Source organism: Azospirillum thiophilum (assembly GCF_001305595.1).
Classification (GTDB): domain Bacteria; phylum Pseudomonadota; class Alphaproteobacteria; order Azospirillales; family Azospirillaceae; genus Azospirillum; species Azospirillum thiophilum.
Genome location: NZ_CP012402.1, coordinates 638,873 through 661,329, shown reverse-complemented (window position 1 = coordinate 661,329; position 22,457 = coordinate 638,873). Strand labels below are relative to the sequence as shown.

Genomic DNA, 22,457 nt, shown 5'->3' with positions numbered 1-22,457 from the left:
TCCTTTCCATCAGAAGGTCAGCCGCTCGACATTCTGCAGGACCAGTTCGTGGCCGTTCTGGTCGTGCAGCGTGACCGACGTCTCGGTGTGGAAGGTCAGGCCGTGGCCCGACTGGTCGAGCGTGTAGCTGGACTGGTCGAGCTGGTCGATCCAGTTGCCGACGCCACCGGCGAAGCTGCCCATCTGCACCACGTCGGTCCAGCCGGCGCCGCCGTCGATGGTCAGGTTGCCGTCGCGCGGCGCGAAGATGAACAGGTCGTCCCCCGCCCCGCCCGCCATGCTGGTGGTGCCGCTGCCGGCATAGAGGGTGTCGGTCCCCGCCGTGCCGGTCAGCGTCGCATTGCCCGAGACCTCGACCTGCACCGCCAGCGGGTCGCTGGCCGTCCCCTGCTGGTCGGTGACCGTCACCTCCAGCGTCCGGGCGCCGGTGCCGGCCGGGGTCAGGGCCAGATGCCGGAGGATGTCGGTGTAGGTCGCGGTCGACGCCTCGCCGGACAGCGACAGCTGGTGTGAGCCGTCGTCCCAGCTGACCTCGATGCCGGTCCCGGCCACCGTCCTGACGCCGGTGCCGGGGTCGGTGGCGATGGTCAGGCCGTCGAGGTTCAGCGTGTCGCCCGCCTGCGACCCGGTGGCGATGCGGACCGACATGCCGGACATGACGCTGCTGTCGATGTCGGTGATCGTCGCGTCGGCGGCGACCGCCGGATGGCCGGCTGCGTCGGCGGCGATGATGGTGGTGCCATCGGCGGCGGCCAGCACCGGCTTGTCGTTCACCGGATCGACCGTCACCGTCAGGGACTGGGTCGTGGTGGCGCTGTCGGCCCCGTCCCTTGCCGTGACCGCGACCGACAGGGTGACGGTGCCGTTGGCGTCGGCCGGCGGGGTGTAGGTCAGGCCGGTCAGCTGGTTGGCGGTGAGGCTCCAGCTGCCGTCGGCATTGTGGGTGCCGTGGTTCAGGCTGGCGCCGTCGGGAACGCCGGTGATGAGCACCGAAAGCGTCTCCGACCCGTCGGTGTCGGTGGAGGCGGCGGCGATCGACAGGGCGATGGCCGTGTCCTCCGACCCGTGGGCAGCGGCGACGGTCAGGCTCGGCGTGTCGGCGACCGGGGTCACCGTCACCGCCAGCGTCGCGGTCGTGGTGGCCGCCGCCGCGGTGCCGTCCTTGGAGCTGGCAGTGACGGTCAGGGTGAAGTCGGCGTCGCTGTGGGCCGGCGGGGTGATCGACAGGCCGGCGAGCTGGCCGGGGGTCAGGGTGATGGAGCCGCCGCCGACGGTCAACGTGTCGCCGGCCGTATTGGTCAGGCTGGCGCCGGCCGGGATGCCGGACAGGGTGATACTGAGGGTTTCCGAGGCATCGGTCAGCGCCGGGCTGATCGACAGGGCGATGGCGCTGTCCTCCGCCCCGCTGGCGGGCTGGACGGTCAGGGTCGGGGCGTCGGAGACCGGATTGACCGTGACCGCCAGCGTCGCGGTCGTGGTGGCCGCCGCGGCGGTGCCGTCCTTGGAGCTGGCGGTGACGGTCAGGGTGAAGTCGGCGTCACTGTCGTGCGGCGGCGTGATCGACAGCCCGGCCAGCTGGGCCGCCGTCAGGGTGATGGAGCCGCCGGCGATGGTCAGCGTGTCGCCCGCGGTGTTGGTCAGACTGGCGCCTGCCGGGATGCCGGACAGGGTGATGGCAAGGGTTTCCGAGGCGTCGGTCAGCGCGGCGCCGATGGTCAGAGGGATCGCCGCGTCCTCGTCGCCGCTGGCGGGCTGGACGGTCAGGGTCGGGGTGTCGGAGACCGGATTGACCGTCACCGCCAGCGTCTGGACGGTGGTGGCCGCGGCGGCGCTGCCGTCCTGCGAGCTGGCGGTGACGGTCAGGGTGAAGTCGGCGTCGCTGTCGTGCGGCGGCGTGATCGACAGCCCGGCCAGTTGGGCCGCCGTCAGGGTGACGGAGCCGTTGCCGATGGTCAGCGTGTCGCCCGCGGTGTTGGTCAGGCTGGCGCCTGCCGGGATGCCGGACAGGGTGATGGCAAGGGTTTCCGAGGCGTCGGTCAGCGACACGCCGATGGTCAGCGGGATCGCCGCGTCCTCGTTGCCGCTGGCGGGCTGGACGGTCAGGGTCGGGGTATCCGACACCGGGTCGACGGTGACGGCAAGAGTGCCGACCACCGACACCGGGCTGGCGCTGCCGTCCTTGGCGGTGGCGGTGACGGTCAGGGTGAAGTCGGCGTCGCTGTTGGCCGGCGGGGTGATCGCGAGGCCGGCGAGCTGGCCGGGGGCCAGGGTGATGGAGCCGTTGCCGATGGTCAGCGTGTCGCCCGCGGCATTGGTCAGGCTGGATCCTGCCGGGATGCCGGCGATGGTGACGGTCAGCGTCTCCGACCCGTCGGTGTCGCCCAGCAGCGGGGTGATGGTCAGGGCGATCGGGGTGTCCTCGTCGCCGGTGGCGGGCTGGACGGTCAGGGTCGGCGTGTCTGTCACCGGGGCGACCGTCACCGACAGGGTGGCGCCAGTGGTGGCCGCCGCGGCGGTGCCGTCCTTGGCGACGGCGGTGACGGTCAGGGTGAAGTCGGCGTCGCTGTTGGCCGGCGGGGTGATGGTCAGGCCGGCAAGCTGGGCCGGGGTCAGAGTCCAGGTCGTGCTGCCGTCGGGCTGGGTGACGGAGGTGCCGGCGCTGAGGCTGGCACCGGCGGGAACACCGGCGATGGTGACGGTCAGCGTCTCGGAACCGTCGGTGTCGGTCAGCGCCGGGTTGATGGTCAGCGGGATGGCGCTGTCCTCGTTGCCGGTCGCGGCGGAGACGGACAGGGTCGGCGTGTCCGACACCGCGGTCATGGCGATCGGCAGCGTCACCACCGTCGTCGCGGTGGTGCCGTTGGACTCGATGCTGACGGCGGTGATCGTCAGGCTGATGGCGGCGTCGCTGTCGGCCGGCGGGGTCAGGGTCAGGCCGGCGATCTGGTCGGGGGTCAGGGTCCAGCTGCCGTCGGCATTGCGGGTGCCGGCCGACAGCAGCGCGCCGGTGGGCACACCGGTGATGGTCAGCAGGCCGAGCCGCTCTGACCCGTCGGTGTCGGCCAGGGCGACCGACAGGTTGAGCGGGATGACGGTGTCCTCGGTGCCGGTCAGCGGCGTCCAGGTGATGATGGGCTGGTCGGCGACCGGATCGACGCTGACGCGGAAGAGCTGGCTGGTGGTGGCGGTGGCGCCGGTCGACTGCTCGGTCGTCGTCGCCGTCAGGGTCAGGGAGAAGTCGGTGCCGCTGTTGGCCGGCGGCAGCAGCTTCAGCCCGGCGAGCTGGGCGGCGGTCAGCGCGACCGAGCCGGCGGTCGGCGTCAGGATGGTGCCGGACGCATCGACCAGCACGGCGCCGGCCGGCAGGCCGGACAGCACGATGCCCATCGTCTCCGACCCGTCGGTGTCGACCAGGGCAGCCGAGAGGTTGAGCGCGATCAGCGAATCCTCGCTGCCCGAAGCGTTGGCGACGATGACGGTCGGGGCGTCGGTCACCGCGGTGACGGTGACGTGGATGGTGGCGGTGGTGCTGGCGGTGTCCTTGTTCGAGCTTTCCAGGCTGGTGGCGGTCAGCGTCAGGTCCATGCCGCCGGAATAGTTGCGCGGCGGCGTGACGGTCAGCCCGGCCAGCTCCGACGGCTTCAGCGTCCAGGAGCCGTCGCCGTTGTTGGAGCCGTGGTTCAGCACCGCACCCTCCGGCAGGCCGGACAGGATGACCGCCATCGTCTCCGACCCGTCGGTGTCGGCGAGCGCGGCCGAGACGTTGAGCGCGATGGCGGTGTCCTCCGCCCCGGTCGCCGCGGCGACGGTCACGACGGGGGCGTCGGCCGCCGCGGTGTAGGTGACGGTGAAGCTCCTGGACGACCAGGCCGGTGTTGCCGTGCCGTCCTGGGCCGCCGCGTCGACGGTCAGGGTGACGGTGCCGGCATAGTCGGCCGGCGGCGTCAGGGTCAGGGCCGCCTTCTCGGTCGCTGTCAGGGTCGTCAGGTCGTAGACGCCGTTGCCGAGCGCGGTGCCGGCCGACAGGGTGAAGCCGGCCGGCACGGTGACGCGCAGCGCGGTGATCACCTCGGCTGTGCCGACCAGATCGGTGACGGTCGCGGCGATGGACAGGCTGGCCGCCTGGTCCTCCTGCACCGTGGCGCCGCTGGCGGCGATGGCCGGGGCGTCGCTGACCGGCGCGACCGTCACCATCAGCGTCTCCGTCGTCGTCGCGCGGTCGGCGTTGCTGCTCTCGCGCGCAACCGCGGTGACGCTGAGCTGGAAGGTGCCGCTGGCGTCGGCCGGCGGGGTGAATTTCAGCCCGGCGAGCTGGGCGGGGGTCAGCACCCAGCGGCCGGGGTGGGTGGAGTCCTCGAACCCGGCGGACAGCGAGGCGCCGGCCGGCACCCCGTCGATGACGATGCTGGCCAGCGTCTCCGACCCGTCGGTGTCGGTCAGCGCGGCCGAGATGCTCAGCCCGATCGACGTGTCCTCGTCGCCCGAGACCGCCTGGACCGCCAGCGCGGGGGCGTCGGCGACCGCGGTGACCGTCACCGACTGCGACAGCGTGGTCTGGGCGCCGGAAGTGCCGGAGGTCACGACGACGCCGAGCGTGAAGTCGGCGTCGCTGTTGTGCGGCGGCGTGATCGTCAGGCCGGCGAGCTGGGCGGGGGTCAGGGTGATGGAACCGCCGCTGACGGTCAGCGTGTCGCCGGCCGCGTTGGTGAGGCTGGAACCTGCCGGGATGCCGCTGAGGGTGACGGCGGTCACGTTCTGCCAGTCGGCCAGGCCGGTGTCGAGATGCAGGGCGACCGCGCTGTCCTCGGCGGTGGTGACCGCTGCCGGCCGATCGGAGCCGACGCTGGGATCGACGGGAGGCGGCGGCGGCGGCGGGGGAGGAGGCGGGGGAGGAGGCGGAGGGGGCGGGCTGGTCGGGTCGCCGGTGCCGCCACCCGGGTCGCCGCCGGTGCCGCCGCCGTTCGATCCTTGGGCGACGGTCCAGCTCAGCACGAAGCTGTCGGACACGCTGGTGTTGCGGTCACCCTCGCTCTCGATGCTGAAGGGCCGGACGGTCAGGGTCATGCTGCCCTGGTCGTAGGTCTGGCCGTTGCTGGTCACGCTGGTGTGGGTGATGCCGGCGGCGGTGGCGTTCAGCACGGTCAGCTTGAGGCCACCTTCGGCCAGCGCCGCCGCATAGTCGGCCGGGGTCAGCGTCCAGGTGCCGTCACCGTTGTCGAGGCCGCGCGACAGCACCGTGCCCTTCGGCACGCCGTCGATGATCACCGCCAGCGATTCCGAGCCGTCGGTGTCCTGGAGGACAGCGTTCAGGTTCAGCACCATGCCGGTGGGCACACCGGCCGTCGACTGGTCGTCGACATGGTAGGCCTCCAGCGTGCCGTCGGCGGCCCTGGACATCGGCGCGTCGGCCACGGCGGCGATCGCCACGGTCGGGGTGTAGGTCTTGGTCAGGCTGTCGCCGCCGTCGGTCGCCGTCACCTTGACCGTGATCTGGAAATCGTCGGCGTTGTTGGCCGGGACATGCAGGCGCAGGCCGCCGAGCCTGGCCGGATCGACCGTCCAGCTGCCGTCGCCGTTGTCGTTCAGGGCGCCGGCGATGGTGCTGGTCAGCGTCACCCCGGCCGGCAGGCCGGAGATGACGATGGCGGAGATGTGCTCCGACCCGTCGCTGTCGCCGGTCACCGCTGAGATGGTCAGCGGGATGCCGCCGGGATTGTCCTCCGGCGCGCTGGCGCTGATCGAGACCGACGGCTCGTCCGCCTTGGGATCGATGGTGACGGTCAGGTCGCGGGTCTGCTTCAGCGTCCCGCCCGAGGTCACGCCGTTCTCCGTGATGATCGGGGCGCCGTTGCTGTCGGTGGTGATGACATCCACCTTCAGCGTGAGCGTGCCGGCGAAGTCCTTCTTGGTCGTCAGGGTCAGCTCGTTGCGGTACTCGACATCCACCGACCAGCGGCCGTTGCCGAGATAGACCAACCCGCTCTCGTGCCCGGCGGCCAGCGACAGGCTGGAGCCGTCCGGCAGGTTGCTGATGACCAGCGACAGCCGCTCCGACCCGTCGGTGTCGGTCAGCTGCAGGTTGCCGAGCTGGAGGTTGACCGCGCTGTCCTCGCTGCCGGAGGCGCTGAGGGCACCGGTCGGCGTCGCCACGTCGGCCACGCCCTGCACCTCGACATGGACGGTCACCGCCGCAGCGTCGGCGGTGGAGCCGTTGGAGGCTTCCGTCGCCCGCGCGGTGAAGGTCAGGTCGAAGCCGCTGTTGGAGTTGGCCGGCGGGGTGATGGTCAGGCCGCTGAGGTCCGCGACCGTCAGCACCCATTTGCCGAGGCCGGCGTCATAGGTGCCGTGGTTCAGCGTGGCGCCGGCCGGTACGCCGCCGACCAGGATGGTGAGGCTTTCCGAGCCGTCGCGGTCGGTCAGGGCGGCGACCACCGACAGCGGGATGGCGGTATCCTCGCGTCCGACCGCCGGGCTGGCCGACAGGACCGGCGTGTCGGCCACGGCGTTGACCGTGACCGCGAAGGACTGCGCCGCCGAGGTGGCGGTGGTGGCGCCCTCGACCGAGGTGGCGGTGACGGTCAGCGTCACCGTGCCGGCATAGTTGGCCGGCGGGGTGAAGGTGAGGCCGGCGAGCTGGGCCGGAGTCAGGGTCCAGCTGCCGTCGGCATTGTGGATGCCGGCCGACAGGCTCGCCCCCTCCAGCACGCCGGTGATGGTGATGTGGTCCAGCGTCTCGCCGGTGGTGTCGGACAGCCGGGCGTCGATCGACAGCGCGATGGCGGTGTCCTCGTTGCCGGCGGCCGGCGGCAGGGTGACAAGGGGGGCGTCGGCCACGCCGGTCACGGTGACCGACAGGGTCGCCGGGCTGGAGGTGGCGGTCGGGCCGTTCTCCCGCTCCGCCGAGGTCGTGGTGACGGAGAGCGTGATGGTGCCGGAGAAATCGTGCGGCGGGGTCAGCGTCAACCCGGCGAGCTGGGCCGGGGTCAGCGTCCAGACGGTGGTGCCGTCCGGCTGGGTGACGGAGGTGCCGGCGCTGAGGCTGGCACCGGCCGGGACGCCGCTGATGGTGATGGTGGCGATGCTCTCCGACCCGTCGGTGTCGGTCAGGGCCGGGGTGATCGACAGCACGACCGCGGTGTCCTCGGCGGTCGTCGCGGCGGCGGCGGTCACGGTCGGCGTGTCGGCCACCGCATCGACGGTGATGGTGCCGGTCGCGGTCTGTACCCGGTGCGAGGCGCCGGAGCCGCTGCCGTCGATTGTCCCGACCGTCAGGGTATAGCCGAGATCGGCGTCGGAGTTGTGCAGGGTGGTGACGGTCAGGCCCTGCACCGTCCAGGCGCCGGCGGTGCCGCCGACCGCGGCCAGGGCCGAGGTCGGGATCGTCCAGCTGTAGTTGCCCGACGCGTCGGGACCGCTGCGGGTCAGCTCGACGCCATTCAGGAAGAGCTTGGCGCCGCTCGCATCCTGCTGGGCGGCGGAGATCGACAGCGTGACGCTCTCCACCGCTTCCGGGCTGGCGGCGTCGGTGTCGCTGAGGGTGATGGTCGGGGCGAGCGCGATGCCGCCCGCCGCGTCCTCGTTGCCGCGGCCGTCCAGCGTGGTGATCTGGAAGGCGTCGGCGACCGGGGCGACAGTGATGGTCTGCACGGCGGTGGAGGTGCCGCCATAGGCGTCGGTCACCGTGAAGGTGAAGGTCTCGGTGCCGCTGAAGTCGGCGTCGGGGGTATAGGTGAAGCTGCCGTCGGCGTTCACCACCAGCGTGCCATGGCTGAGCCGGACCGGCTGGCCGTTGTCACCCGGTCCCTTGAAGGTCAGGCTGTCGTCGGTGCGCCCGTTGAGCGTGTCCTGGTCGGTGGCGACGAGGCGGCTGGTGACCGCATTGTCCTCGCTGGTGGCGGTGGTGGCCGCGGTCGCGGTGGCGGTCGGGGTGTAGTTCAGCGTCTCGCGCACATCGACCGGCTGGCCGTCGACATAGAGCTCCAGTTTCTCGAAATCGACGATCTTCAGGCCGAGCGCCGCCAGGGTGGTGGCGCCGGAGGTCGAGGTATCGGCGGTCGCGGCGTTCGGCTTGGCCGCCGCCGCCTCGATCAGGTCGCGCAGGGTGCGCAGGTCGGCCAGGATCGCCGGGTTGGACAGCTGGGCCGAAGTCAGCATGACGCGGAAGGTGTCGATGCCGGTGTCGCCGTCCTGCAGTTCGGGACTGGTGGAGGTGCCGCCGTCGGTGCCGACGGTGAAGATCGACAAATCGTCGCCCGCCCCGCCGGAGACGGTGTCGCGGCCACCGCCACCGGTGATGATGTCGTTGCCGGCGCCGCCGATCAGGGTGTTCCCGCCGCCGTTGCCGGTGATGACGTCGTCGAAGGCCGAGCCGGTGACGTTCTCCAGGTTGCGCAGGGTGTCGTTGCCCTCGCCGGTGCCGATGCCGGTCGCGAGGTTGGCGTTCACAGCGGTCGCGGAGTCGGCATAGGTCACCGTGTCGGTGCCGTCGCCGCCGTCGATGGTGTCGTCGCCGAGGCCGCCGGCCAGCAGGTCGGTGCCGGTGCCGCCGTCCAGGCTGTCGTCGCCGGCACCGCCGCGCAGGGTGTCGTTGCCGGCGCCGCCATAGATGGTGTCGTTGCCGTCGCCACCCTCCAGGCTGTCGTTGCCCTGCGGCGTGTTGGTGAAGGTGATGGTCAGCGTCTTGGGCGTGCTGGTGGCGGTGCTGGCGTTCTCCTGCTCGACCGTCGTGGCGGTGACGGAGAGGTTGATCGTGCCGTTGGTGGCGCCTTCCCTGGCGGTCAGCGTCAGGCCGGCCAGCTGGGCAGTGGTGAGGGTCCAGGTGGTGGTGCCGTCGGGCTGGGTGACCGACGTGCCGGCGCTGAGCGTCGCCCCGGCGGGCACACCGGAGATCGTCACCGCGGAAATCGTCTCCGACCCGTCGATGTCGGACAGGGCGGCGGCGATGGTCAGCGCCCGGGTGAAGGTACCGGTTCCGTCGCCATAGATCACGTCGTCGCCGGCACCGCCGAAGATGGTGTCTTTGCCGGCGCCGCCCGACAGCGTGTCGTTGCCGGACGTGCCGGTCAGCGTGTCGTTCTGCCCGACCTTCAGGTCGTAGGTGATCGGCGTAACGGTGACGGCCGGCGCATCTGCCACCGCGACGACGGTGACGGCGAGCGTCTGGCTGACCGGGACCGCGCTGGCGACCCCATCCTTGGCGGTGGCGGTGACGGTCAGGGTGAAGTCGACGTCGCTGTCATGCTTCGGCGTGATGGTCAGGCCGGTCAGTTGGGCCTTGGTCAGCGTCCAGGTGGTGGTGCCGTCGGGCTGGGTGACCGAGGTGCCGGCGCTGAGCGTCGCACCGGCCGGGACGCCGGCGATGGTGATGGTCAGCGTCTCCGAGCCGTCGGTGTCGGTCAGGGCCGGGCTGATCGTCAGCGGGATCGCCGTGTCCTCGTTGCCGGTGACGGCCGAGACGGACAGGGTGGGCGTGTCGGTGACGGGGTTGACCGTCACCAGCAGCGGCGCGCTGGTGGTCGCCTCCACCGCGGTTCCGTCCTTGGCGACGGCGGTGACGGTCAGGGTGAAGTCGACGTCGCTGTTGGCCGGCGGCGTGATCGTCAGGCCGGCAAGCTGCGCCGGGGTCAGGGTGATCGACCCGTTGGTGACGGTCAGCGTGCCGTCGAGGCTGTTGGCGAGGATCGCGCCGGCCGGAATGCCGGAGATGCGGATGGACAGGGCTTCCGAGCCGTCGGTGTCGGTCAGGGCCGGGCTGATCGCCAGCGGAATCGCGGTGTCTTCGTTGCCGGTCGCGGCCTGCACGCTGAGGGTGGGCGCATCCGACACCGGGTTGACGGTGACGGCGAGGGTCTGGCTGACCGGGACCGCGGAAGCGACGCCGTCCTTGGCGGTCGCGGTGACGGTCAGGGTGAAGTCGGCGTCGCTGTCGTGCTTCGGCGTGATGGTCAGGCCGGTCAGCTGCGCCTTGGTCAGCGTCCAGGTGGTGCTGCCGTCGGGCTGGGTGACGGAGGTGCCGGCGCTGAGCGTCGCACCGGCCGGGACGCCGGCAATGGTGATGCTCAGTGTCTCGGAGCCGTCGAGGTCGGTCAGCGCCGAGGAGATGGTCAGCGGGATCGCGCTGTCCTCGTTGCCGGTCGCGGCCGAGACGGACAACGTCGGCGTGTCGGTGACGGGATTGACGGTGACGAGCAGCGGCGCGCTGGTGGTCGCCGCGGTGGCAGTGCCGTCCTTGGCGACGGCGGTGACGGTCAGGGTGAAGTCGACGTCGCTGTTCGACGGCGGGGTGATGGTCAGTCCGGCAAGCTGGGCCGGGGTCAGGGTCCAGGTCGTGCTTCCGTCGGGCTGGGTGACCGAGGTGCCGGCGCTGAGCGTCGCACCGGCCGGAACACCGGCGATGGTGATGCTCAGCGTCTCGGACCCGTCGGTGTCGGTCAGCGCCGGGCTGATCGCCAGCGGGATCGCGCTGTCCTCGTTGCCGGTCGCGGCGGAGACGGACAGCGTCGGCGTGTCCGATACCGGGTTGACGGTAACGGCCAGCGTCTGGCTGACCGACACCGGAGCGGCGACGCCGTCCTTGGCGGTGGCGGTGACGGTCAGGCTGAAATCGACGTCGCTGTTGGCCGGCGGGGTGATCGTCAGGCCGGCAAGCTGCGCCGGAGTCAGCGTCCAGGTCGTGCTGCCGTCGGGCTGGGTGACGGACGTGCCGGCGCTGAGGCTGGCACCGGCGGGAACACCGGCGATGGTGACGGTCAGCGTCTCCGAGCCGTCGAGGTCGGTCAGCGCCGAGGAGATGGTCAGCGGGATCGCGCTGTCCTCGTTGCCGGTCGCGGCGGAGACGGACAGCGTCGGCGTGTCGGCGACCGGGTTGACGGTGACGGTCAGCGTCTGGCTGACCGTCACCGGAGCGGCGACGCCGTCCTTGGCGGTGGCGGTGACGGTCAGGCTGAAATCGGCGTCGCTGTTGGCCGGCGGGGTAATGGTCAGGCCGGCAAGCTGGGCCGGGGCCAGGGTCCAGGTGGTGCTGCCGTCGGGTTGCGTGACCGAGGTACCGGCGCTGAGCGTCGCACCGGCGGGAACACCGGCGATGGTGATGGTCAGAGTCTCCGAGCCGTCGAGGTCGGTCAGCGCCGGGCTGATCGTCAGCGGGATCGCGCTGTCCTCGTTGCCGGTCGCGGCCGAGACGGTCAGGGTGGGCGTGTCGGTCACAGGGTTGACCGTCACCAGCAGCGGCGCGCTGGTGGTCGCCGCGGTGGCAGTTCCGTCCTTGGCGATGGCGGTGACGGTCAGGGTAAAGTCGACGTCGCTGTTGGCCGGCGGGGTGATGGTCAGGCCGGCAAGCTGGGCCGGGGTCAGCGTCCAGGTCGTGCTGCCGTCGGGCTGGGTGACCGAGGTGCCGGCGCTGAGGCTGGCACCGGCGGGAACACCGGCGATGGTGATGGTCAGAGTCTCGGAGCCGTCGGTGTCGGTCAGCGCCGGGCTGATGGTCAGCGGGATCGCCGTGTCCTCGTTGCCGGTCGCGGCGGAGACGGACAGGGTCGGCGTGTCGGTGACCGGGTTGACGGTGACGGCCAGCGTCTGGCTGACCGACACCGGAGCGGCAACACCGTCCTTGGCGGTGGCGGTGACGGTCAGGGTGAAATCGGCGTCGCTGTTGGCCGACGGCGTGATCGTCAGGCCGGCAAGCTGCGCCGGAGTCAGCGTCCAGGTCGTGCTGCCGTCGGGCTGGGTGACCGAGGTGCCGGCGCTGAGTGTCGCACCGGCGGGAACACCGGCGATGGTGATGCTCAGCGTCTCCGAGCCGTCGGTGTCGGTCAGCGCCGGGCTGATCGCCAGCGGGATCGCGCTGTCCTCGTTGCCGGTCGCGGCGGAGACGGACAGCGTCGGCGTGTCGGTCACCGGGTTGACCGTCACCAGCAGCGGCGCGCTGGTGGTCGCCGCGGTGGCAGTTCCGTCCTTGGCGATGGCGGTGACGGTCAGGGTGAAATCGACGTCGCTGTTCGACGGCGGGGTGATGGTCAGGCCGGCAAGCTGGCCCGGGGTCAGCGTCCAGGTCGTGCTGCCGTCGGGTTGCGTGACCGAGGTACCGGCGCTGAGCGTCGCACCGGCGGGAACACCGGCGATGGTGACGGTCAGCGTCTCGGAGCCGTCGGTGTCGGTCAGCGCCGGGCTGATCGTCAGCGGGATCGCGCTGTCCTCGTTGCCGGTCGCGGCCGAGACGGTCAGGGTGGGCGTGTCCGACACCGGGTTGACGGTGACGGCCAGCGTCTGGCTGACCGACACCGGAGCGGCGACGCCGTCCTTGGCGGTGGCGGTGACCGTCAGGGTGAAATCAACGTCGCTGTTGGCCGGCGGGGTGACGGTCAGCCCGGCAAGCTGCGCCGGAGTCAGGGTCCAGGTGGTGCTGCCGTCGGGCTGGGTCACCGAGGTGCCGGCGCTCAACGTCGCACCGGCGGGAACACCGGCGATGATGATGCTCAGCGTCTCCGAGCCGTCGAGGTCGGTCAGCGCCGGGCTGATCGTCAGCGGGATCGCGCTGTCCTCGCTGCCGGTGGCGGCGGAGACGGACAGCGTCGGCGTGTCGGTCACCGGGTTGACCGTCACCAGCAGCGGCGCGCTGGTGGTCGCCGCGGTGGCGCTGCCGTCCTTGGCAATGGCGGTGACGGTCAGGGTGAAGTCGACGTCGCTGTTGGCCGGCGGGGTGATCGTCAGGCCGGCAAGCTGGGCCGGGGTCAGCGTCCAGGTCGTGCTGCCGTCGGGCTGGGTGACCGAGGTGCCGGCGCTCAGGGCCGCCCCGGCGGGGACACCGGCGATGGTGACGGTCAGCGTCTCGGAGCCGTCGAGGTCGGTCAGCGCCGGGTCGATGGTCAGCGGGATCGCGCTGTCCTCGTTGCCGGTCGCGGCGGAGACGGACAGGGTCGGCGTGTCCGATACCGGGTTGACCGTCACCAGCAGCGGCGCGCTGGTGGTCGCCGCGGTCGCAGTGCCGTCCTTGGCGATGGCGGTCACGGTCAGGGTGAAATCGACGTCGCTGTTGGCCGGCGGCGTCACGGTCAGCCCGGCAAGCTGCGCCGGGGTCAGCGTCCAGGTGGTGCTGCCGTCGGGTTGCGTGACGGAGGTGCCGGCGCTGAGAACCGCCCCGGCAGGAACCCCGGCGATGGTGACGGTCAGCGTCTCCGACCCGTCGGTATCGGTCAGCGCCGGGTCGATGGTCAGCGGGATCGCCGTGTCCTCGTTGCCGGTGACGGCCGAGACGGACAGCGTCGGCGTGTCGGTGACAGGGTTGACCGTCACCAGCAGCGGCGCGCTGGTGGTCGCCGCGGTGGCAGTGCCGTCCTTGGCGGTCGCGGTGACGGTCAGGGTGAAGTCGGCGTCGCTGTTGGCCGGTGGGGTGATGGTCAGACCGGCAAGCTGCGCCGGGGTCAGCGTCCAGGTCGTGCTGCCGTCGGACTGGGTGACGGACGTGCCGGCGCTGAGGCTGGCCCCGGCCGGAACCCCGGCGATGGTGACGGTCAGCGTCTCCGAGCCGTCGGTGTCGGTCAGCGCCGGGCTGATGGTCAGCGGGATCGCCGTGTCCTCGTTGCCGGTCGCGGCGGAGACGGACAGGGTCGGCGTGTCGGTGACCGGGTTGACGGTGACGGCCAGCGTCTGGCTGACCGACACCGGAGCGGCAACACCGTCCTTGGCGGTGGCGGTGACGGTCAGGGTGAAATCGGCGTCGCTGTTGGCCGACGGCGTGATCGTCAGGCCGGCAAGCTGCGCCGGAGTCAGCGTCCAGGTCGTGCTGCCGTCGGGCTGGGTGACCGAGGTGCCGGCGCTGAGTGTCGCACCGGCGGGAACACCGGCGATGGTGATGCTCAGCGTCTCCGAGCCGTCGGTGTCGGTCAGCGCCGGGCTGATCGCCAGCGGGATCGCGCTGTCCTCGTTGCCGGTCGCGGCGGAGACGGACAGCGTCGGCGTGTCGGTCACCGGGTTGACCGTCACCAGCAGCGGCGCGCTGGTGGTCGCCGCGGTGGCAGTTCCGTCCTTGGCGATGGCGGTGACGGTCAGGGTGAAATCGACGTCGCTGTTCGACGGCGGGGTGATGGTCAGGCCGGCAAGCTGGCCCGGGGTCAGCGTCCAGGTCGTGCTGCCGTCGGGTTGCGTGACCGAGGTACCGGCGCTGAGCGTCGCACCGGCGGGAACACCGGCGATGGTGACGGTCAGCGTCTCGGAGCCGTCGGTGTCGGTCAGCGCCGGGCTGATCGTCAGCGGGATCGCGCTGTCCTCGTTGCCGGTCGCGGCCGAGACGGTCAGGGTGGGCGTGTCCGACACCGGGTTGACGGTGACGGCCAGCGTCTGGCTGACCGACACCGGAGCGGCGACGCCGTCCTTGGCGGTGGCGGTGACCGTCAGGGTGAAATCAACGTCGCTGTTGGCCGGCGGGGTGACGGTCAGCCCGGCAAGCTGCGCCGGAGTCAGGGTCCAGGTGGTGCTGCCGTCGGGCTGGGTCACCGAGGTGCCGGCGCTCAACGTCGCACCGGCGGGAACACCGGCGATGATGATGCTCAGCGTCTCCGAGCCGTCGAGGTCGGTCAGCGCCGGGCTGATCGTCAGCGGGATCGCGCTGTCCTCGCTGCCGGTGGCGGCGGAGACGGACAGCGTCGGCGTGTCGGTCACCGGGTTGACCGTCACCAGCAGCGGCGCGCTGGTGGTCGCCGCGGTGGCGCTGCCGTCCTTGGCAATGGCGGTGACGGTCAGGGTGAAGTCGACGTCGCTGTTGGCCGGCGGGGTGATCGTCAGGCCGGCAAGCTGGGCCGGGGTCAGCGTCCAGGTCGTGCTGCCGTCGGGCTGGGTGACCGAGGTGCCGGCGCTCAGGGCCGCCCCGGCGGGGACACCGGCGATGGTGACGGTCAGCGTCTCGGAGCCGTCGAGGTCGGTCAGCGCCGGGTCGATGGTCAGCGGGATCGCGCTGTCCTCGTTGCCGGTCGCGGCGGAGACGGACAGGGTCGGCGTGTCCGATACCGGGTTGACCGTCACCAGCAGCGGCGCGCTGGTGGTCGCCGCGGTCGCAGTGCCGTCCTTGGCGATGGCGGTCACGGTCAGGGTGAAATCGACGTCGCTGTTGGCCGGCGGCGTCACGGTCAGCCCGGCAAGCTGCGCCGGGGTCAGCGTCCAGGTGGTGCTGCCGTCGGGTTGCGTGACGGAGGTGCCGGCGCTGAGAACCGCCCCGGCAGGAACCCCGGCGATGGTGACGGTCAGCGTCTCCGACCCGTCGGTATCGGTCAGCGCCGGGTCGATGGTCAGCGGGATCGCCGTGTCCTCGTTGCCGGTGACGGCCGAGACGGACAGGGTGGGCGTGTCCGACACCGGGTTGACCGTCACCGCCAGCGTCTCGCTGACCGACACCGGGGCGGCTTGGCCGTCGCGGGCGGTGGCGGTGACGGTCAGGGTGAAGTCGGCGTCGCTGTCGGCCGGCGGGGTGATCGCCAGACCGGCGAGCTGCCCCGGCGTAAGGGTGATGGTGCCGCCGGCAATCGTCAGCGTGTCGCCGGCGGTATTGCTCAGGGTGGATCCTGCCGGAATGCCGCTGAGGGTGACGGTCAGCGTCTCCGACCCGTCGAGGTCGGTCAGCGCCGGGCTGATGGACAGCGGAATCGCCGTGTCCTCGCTGCCGGCGGCGGCGGCAACGGTCAGGGTGGGCGTGTCGGTGACAGGGGTGACGGTGACCAGCAGCGGGGCGGCGGTTTCGGCGACCGCGGCGACGCCGTCCTTGGAGGTCGCGGTGACGGTCAGGGTGAAATCGTCGTCACTGTTCCAGGGCGGGGTGATGGTCAGGCCCGCCAGCTGATCCGGCGACAGGGTGATGGCTCCGTCGACGATGGTCAGCGTGTCGCCGGCCGCGTTGCCCAGGCTTGCGCCGGCGGGAATGCCGGCAATGGTGACGGTCAGCGTCTCCGACCCGTCGATGTCGGTCAGCGCCGGGTCGATGGTCAGCGGAATCGCCGCGTTCTGCACGCCGGTCGCATCCTGCACGCCGAGCGTCGGCGCGTCCGACACCGGGTTGACGGTGACAAGCAGCGGCGCGCTGGTGCTGACCGGGTCGGCGCCGCCGTCGCGCGCGGTCGCCGTCACCGTCAGGGTGAAGTCGGCGTCGCTGTCATGCGGCGGGGTGATCGCCAGCCCGGCCAACTGCCCGGGCGCCAGCGTGATCGAACCGTTGCTGACGGCCAGCGTCTCGCCCGCGCCGTTGCGCAGGGTGGCGCCTGCCGGGATCCCGGCGATGGTGATGGTGAGGGATTCCGAGCCGTCGAGATCGGTCAGCGCCGGGTCGATGGTCAGCGGGATCGCCGTGTCCTCGTTGCCGGCTGCGGAAGAGACCGACAGCGTCGGCGTGTCGGTGACCGGATTGACGGTGACGAGGAGCGGCGCGCTGGTGCTGGCGGGAGACGCGCTGCCGTCGGTGGATGTGGCGGTGACGGTCAGGGTGAAGTCGGCGTCGCTGTTGGCCGGCGGGGTGATGGTCAGCCCGGCGAGTTGGTCCGGCGTCAGGGTCGCGCTGCCGTCGGCCACGGCCAGCACGCCGCCGGCATTGCGCAGAACCGCACCGGTCGGGATGCCGGACAGGGTGATGGTGAGGGATTCCGAGCCGTCGGTGTCGGTCAGCGCCGGATCGATGGTCAGCGGGATCGCCGTGTCCTCGCTGCCGGCCGCGGCCTGGACGGCCAGCGTCGGCATGTCGGAAACCGGGTTGACCGTCACCAGCAGCGGCGCGCCGGTGCTGGCCGGGGCGGCGCTGCCGTCGGTGCTGGTCGCGGTGACGGTGAGGGTGAAGTCGACGTCGCTGTTCAATGGCGGGGTGATCGCCAGCCCGGCGAGCTGACCCGGCGTCAGGGTGACGGAGCCGCCGACGATGGTCAGCGCATCGCCGGCCGCGTTGGTCAGGACCGCGCCGGGCGGAATGCCGGCGATGGTGACACTCAGCGTCTCCGACCCGTCGGTGTCGGTCATGGCCGGGCTGATCGTCAGCGGAATCGCCGTGTCCTCGCTGCCGGTGGTGGCCGCGACCGACAGGGTGGGCGTGTCCGACACCGGGTTGACGGTGATCGGCAGGGTGGCGGTGACGCTGGCCGGGGCGGCGCTGCCGTCGGTGCTGGTCGCCGTCACCGTCAGGGCGAAGCTGTCGCCGCTGTCGGGCGGCGGGGTCAGCGTCAGGCCGGCGATCTGCGAGGCGGTCAGTACGATGGCGCCGTCGACCACGGACAGCACCGCGCCGGTGCCGTCGCGCAGCACCGCGCCCTCCGGGATGCCGGAGAGGGTAACGGTCAGCAGCTCGGAACTGTCGGTCAGGGCGGCGGCGATGTTCAGGGCGATGGCGCTGTCTTCGTCGCCGGACACGCCGCTTACCACGAGGCTCGGCGTGTTGGACACCGGCGCCGCTGTGGCGGTGGCGGTGGCAACCCCATCCGAGAGAATGGTCGCGGCGTCGATGGCCGGGACCGTGCCGCTGCCGTTCGCCTGCTCGGGCGTCTCCGGCGTCACGATGGCGGAGGCGGCGGCGGCCAGCGGCGTGAAGGTCGAGGTCGTGCGCGGATTGGACAGCAGCTCCGCCCCTTCGGTGGAGGCGGTGCCGGTCTCGCCGCCCTCCCCGTCGGTCAGGCCGGAGCCGTCGGGACCGGCCGGCCCGGAGCCCCGCGTCCCCTGGGTGCGCAGCACGTCGCCGGTCAGCAGCTGCGCGGTCGCCGCCTGGTCGGCCGCCACCGCGACGCCCTCGCCGACGACGCTGCCGATCTGCACGGCACCGCCGACCATCAGATCCTCGGCGCCGCGATAGTCGGTCTGCACATAGCCCAGCGTGTCGTCGGGCCGTTGCAGCTCGACATTGCTGGCCTCGTGGATCACGCCGCCCAGGCGGGTGCCGTCCACCTCCTGCAGGAGGGTCAGATCGTCAAGGATCTGACGGTCGTCGACAGCCGCGCTGGTGCCCTGAACCGCTTCCTCAGCCATCGGACCACTCCCCCCCTGGTCTGGCGCGGCTACAGGCCACGCCAATTGTCACGGCCCTAGGTTCTAGCGCTCCTAATTGCTTGTGATAAGAGATATCCTGTGATGATTTTCAACAGGTTGGGTCGCGGAACAATTCACGGGCTAAGGGTCGGCATTGCCGGCCGAGCGACCGAAAAGCATTGGAAACGCTTGTTTAATTACCCACTGCGCGCCAGATCGAAAGGGGTCGCCGCTCCGTTTTCGCCATTCGGTCGCCATTTGTTGCTATTCGTCGGTTTACCTATCACTAGCAATTGTGGTGTTGATTGGGAGCCCGGTTAACCCTGTGCACAGGTTGGTCGTTTTGCAGTCCGTTCCTCAGTCCGCCTCCCGTACCGTACCGCCCGCCGGCGCTGCCGCACTGGCCGCGTCCGACCGCGACCGGGCCGCAGAGACCGCCGCACGCCGGCTGCTGTCCGGCATGCTGGGGCCACGCCGCGACCGCTCGATGCTGATCCTGGCATCCTTCGCGCTGAACGTCTTCGGGCTGGCGCTGCCGGTGACGCTGCTGCATGTCTATGACCGCATCCTGCCCAACGAGTCCTACGGCACCATGCTGCTGCTCGGCATCGGCTGCGGCGCAGCGGCGGTGATGGAGGCGGTGCTGCGGGTGGCACGCTCGGCGCTGACCACCTGGATGGGGGCGCGGATCGAGCACCAGTCGAGCGCGGCGCTGATCGACCGGCTGATGCACATGCCGCTGAACGCCTTTTCCCAGCAGGGCATCGGCACGCATTTCGAGGTCTACCGCGCCATCAAGACGGTGCGCGAGTTCTATGCCGGCCAGGCCCTGCAATCGGCGATCGACATCCCCTTCGCGGCGCTCTACCTCGGGCTGATCGCGCTGCTGGCCGGCTGGCTGGCGGTGATCCCGCTGGCGGTGCTGGGGCTGTTCCTGGTGGTCGGCACCGTGCTGGGCCGGAAGATGCGCCGGGCGCTGGAAAGCCGCCACACGCTGGAAGAGCGCCGGCTGAACTTCATCAGCGAGGTGCTGGGCGGCGTCCACACGGTGAAGGGGCTGGGGGCGGAGGCAGGCCTGCTGCGCCGCCACGAGCGGTTGCAACAGGGATGCAGCGAGGAGGATTTCGCCGTCGCCCGGCTGAGCGGCTCCGCCTCGGTCGTCGCCACCACGCTGGCGCAGGCGACCATGATGCTGGTGGTCATCCTCGGCAGCGTGTCGGTGATCGACGGGGCGATGACGACCGGCGTGCTGACCGCCTGCTCGATGCTGGCCGGACGCTGCGTCCAGCCGGTGCAGGCGCTGTTCGACCGCTGGGTGCGCTACCAGTCGGTGTCGCTCGCCCTGCGCCGCATCGGCCATGTCCTGCTGGAGGTCGGGTCGGACGGTGCGGGCGCGACTGCCGGCACTATGGCGGCTGCCTCCGGTGGCGAGGTCGCGGCGGCGCTGGCCGGCGGCTCCATCGAGATGGACAAGGTCGCCTTCGCCTATGGCCGCGGGCCGGAAATCCTGAGCGACCTGTCGCTCAGCGTCGGACCCGGCGAGTTCCTCGGCGTGGTCGCCACCAACTCGACCGGCAAGACCACGCTGCTGCGGCTGATCCTGGGCGTGCTGCGCCCGACCGCGGGCGAGGTGCGGGTGGGGGTGCGCGCCAACGCGGGCGGCGACGCCATGGCCGGCATCGGCGGCGTCGTCTATGTCGGCGAGCATCCCGAGCTGTTCAAAGGCACCATCCTGCAGAACCTGACCCTGTTCGACCCGAGCCGGGCCGATCTGGCGATGGAGGTGTGCCGCCGCTTCGGGCTGGACCGCCGCATCGCCAGCCTGCCGCAGGGCTATGAGACCATCGTCGGCGATGCCTCGCAGGAGGCGCTGCCGCGCGGCGCCCGGCAGATGATCTGTCTCGCCCGCGCGCTGGTCCGCGAGCCGGCGGTGCTGCTGCTGGACGAGCCGAACTCCTCGCTCGACACCGAATCCGACAAGGTGTTCCGCCGCGCGCTGGAGGAGATGCGCGGCAGCGTCACCATCCTGCTGGTGAGCAGCCGCCCGTCGCTGCTGACGCTGGCCGACCGGGTGGTGCAGATCGTCGACGGCCGCGCGGTCAGCCGGCCCCAGCAGGGCGCGGACGGCGCCGTGGGGGTTGGGGCGCAGCCGGTGCTGGTCGCGAGCGGCGGCGGCGCGGCGGATCCTGCTCCCAAGCCCGGTGCCGAGCCCGGTGCCGAGCCGATCCGGGCGGCGCATGACGACGGTGATGCCCTGCGTCGGCGGCTGTCGCAGGCCTCGGCGGTCGGCGCCTGCATGATCCCGCTGCTGGACGCGCTGGGCTGGCGCGGCGCCCCGCAGACCCTGGCCGAGGCCCTGCCCCACTTCTCCGAGGTGCAGTCGGTCGAGGAGCTGTGCGACGTCCTCCAGCGCCTGCATTTCGACGGGCGCAGCGTCCGCGTCGACCTCGCCCGCCTCGACGCCTCGCTGCTGCCCTGTCTGTTCCGCGGCCGCGACGGCACGGTCCTGACGCTGCTGTCCGCCGAGGCCGGCGGCGTCACCGCCTTCGACGGCCGGTCGCACAGCACGGTCACGCTCTATACCGGCAAGGGCACCGCCTATGTCTTCACCCCGCTGGAGACGGCGGCCGGCGCCGGGACGCAGAACTGGGTCGGCACGGTCGTCCAGGGCTTCCTGCCGCTGCTGTGGGCGGTGCTGGGCCTGAGCGCCGTCATCAACCTGCTGTCGATCGCCGCGCCGCTCTTCACCATGGCGATCTACGACAAGGTGATCGCCACCGGGTCGTTCGACACACTGGCGACCATCGCGGTCGGGGCGGCGCTGGTGGTGGCGGGCGATTTCGCCCTGCGCCAGATCCGCGGCCGGGCGCTGGCCCATGCCGGCTCGCGCATCGCCCGGACGATCAGCAACGCCACCATCGACCGCATCCTGATGCTGCCGGTCGGCATGAGCGAGCGCGCCGCCATCGGCACCCAGATCGCCCGGGTCAAGGATCTGGAATCGATCCGCGACTTCATCAGCCAGGGACAGGTCGCGGCGCTGTTCGACGTGCCCTTCGCCCTGTTCTACCTGGGGGTGATGGCGGTGCTGGGCGGGCCTCTGGCGCTGGTGCCGCTGGCCGCCGTGCTGCTGACCGCCGGCATCGGCGCCGCCGTCCATCCGCTGGTGCGCGCCCGCACCGGCACGACCGCGCGGGCCGACACCGAGCGCCAGGAATTCTTCGTCGAGATGGTCGCCAAGATGCCGGCGCTGCGCGCCATCGGCGGGCTGGCCCATTGGCGCGACCGCTACGACCGGCTGTCGGCCCGCACCGCGCGGTCGGGCCATGCCGCGGCCAACCTGTCGGCGACCCATGCCTCGCTGGCCGGGCTGGTGGTGCCGGTCGCGGGTCTCGCCACCGTCGGCGTCGGCGCGCTCCAGGTCTTCGCCGGGACGATGACGCCGGGCGCCCTGATGGCGTCGATGATGCTGCTGTGGCGGGTGATGGTGCCGTTGCAGACCGCGGTGTCGATGCTGCCGCGCATCGAGCAGCTGCGCGCCAACGCCCGCCAGATCAACAGCCTGATGAGCATCCGGCCGGAACGCGAGCCGCGCTGCGCCACCCTGCAACCGCGCAAGGTGAAGGGCGAGGTCAGCCTCTCCCGCGTGTCGCTGCGCTACCGCAACGACGCCGACCCGGCGCTGGTCGGCGTGTCCTTCTCGGTCAGGCCGGGGCAGATCGTCGCCATCGTCGGGCCGGACGGCGCCGGCAAATCGTCGCTGCTGAAGGTCATGCTGGGGCTCTATGCCCCGCAGGCCGGCAATGTGCGGATCGACGGCGTCGACATCCGCCAGATGGACCCGATCGACCTGCGCAAGTCGATCGGCTATGTCCCGCAGGCCAGCACGCTGTTCTACGGCACCGTGGCGCAGAACCTGCGCTTCGCCGACCAGACCGCCGACGATGCCGAGCTGCGCTGGGCGCTGTCGCTGGCCGGGGCGCTGGACGAGGTGGAGGCGCTGCCGCGCGGGCTCGACACCCGCATCGGCGACAACCAGTCGCTGCGCCTGTCGCCCAGCCTGACGCAGAAGATCTGCCTCGCCCGCGCCTATATCCGCCGGCCGCGCATCCTGCTGCTCGACGAGCCGGCCAGCCGGCTGGATTTCGAGGGCGACAAGGCGCTTCAGGCGGCGCTGGCCGCACTGCGCGGCCACAGCACCATCTTCCTGGTCACCCACCGGCCGAGCCACCTGACGCTGGCCGACACGGTGCTGACCATGGATGCAGGCATGATCGCCCCAGCCGCCCCGGCCGGCGGCCTGCCCGGCCCGCGTCCCGGCGGTCCAGGGGGCGGCCCAGGGAGCGGTCCGGGAGGCGGGAACAGCGTCGCCAACGGCATCGCCGGGGCGTTGCTGGGCGGGGCGGCGCTCCAGCGCCCGTCCGGCATCGCCGCCACGCCGCCGCGCTGATTTGCACAGCCTTCCGCCTTCCCTC

At 71.5% G+C, this 22,457-nt stretch carries 2 protein-coding genes; one reads left to right on the top strand and one right to left on the bottom strand.

Annotated features, from left to right (window positions below; all coding sequences use genetic code 11):
- Positions 1 to 9: 9 nt before the first annotated feature.
- The gene (locus tag AL072_RS16625) at positions 10 to 17,982 is read right to left on the bottom strand and encodes a beta strand repeat-containing protein (RefSeq protein ID WP_063840357.1); all 17,973 of its coding nucleotides are present in this window, start codon (positions 17,980 to 17,982) and stop codon (positions 10 to 12) included.
- 343 nt (positions 17,983 to 18,325) lie between these two features.
- On the opposite strand from AL072_RS16625, the gene AL072_RS16620 reads away from it, so the two are divergent.
- Complete coding sequence (locus tag AL072_RS16620; RefSeq protein WP_245636898.1) at positions 18,326 to 22,432, top strand: peptidase domain-containing ABC transporter; 4,107 nt, start codon at positions 18,326 to 18,328, stop codon at positions 22,430 to 22,432.
- Positions 22,433 to 22,457: the final 25 nt, after the last annotated feature.

Excerpts from the sequence above, each read along its gene's own strand:
- AL072_RS16625 (WP_063840357.1), bottom strand. The coding sequence starts at position 17,982 with ATGGCTGAGGAAGCGGTTCAGGGCACCAGCGCGGCTGTCGACGACCGT.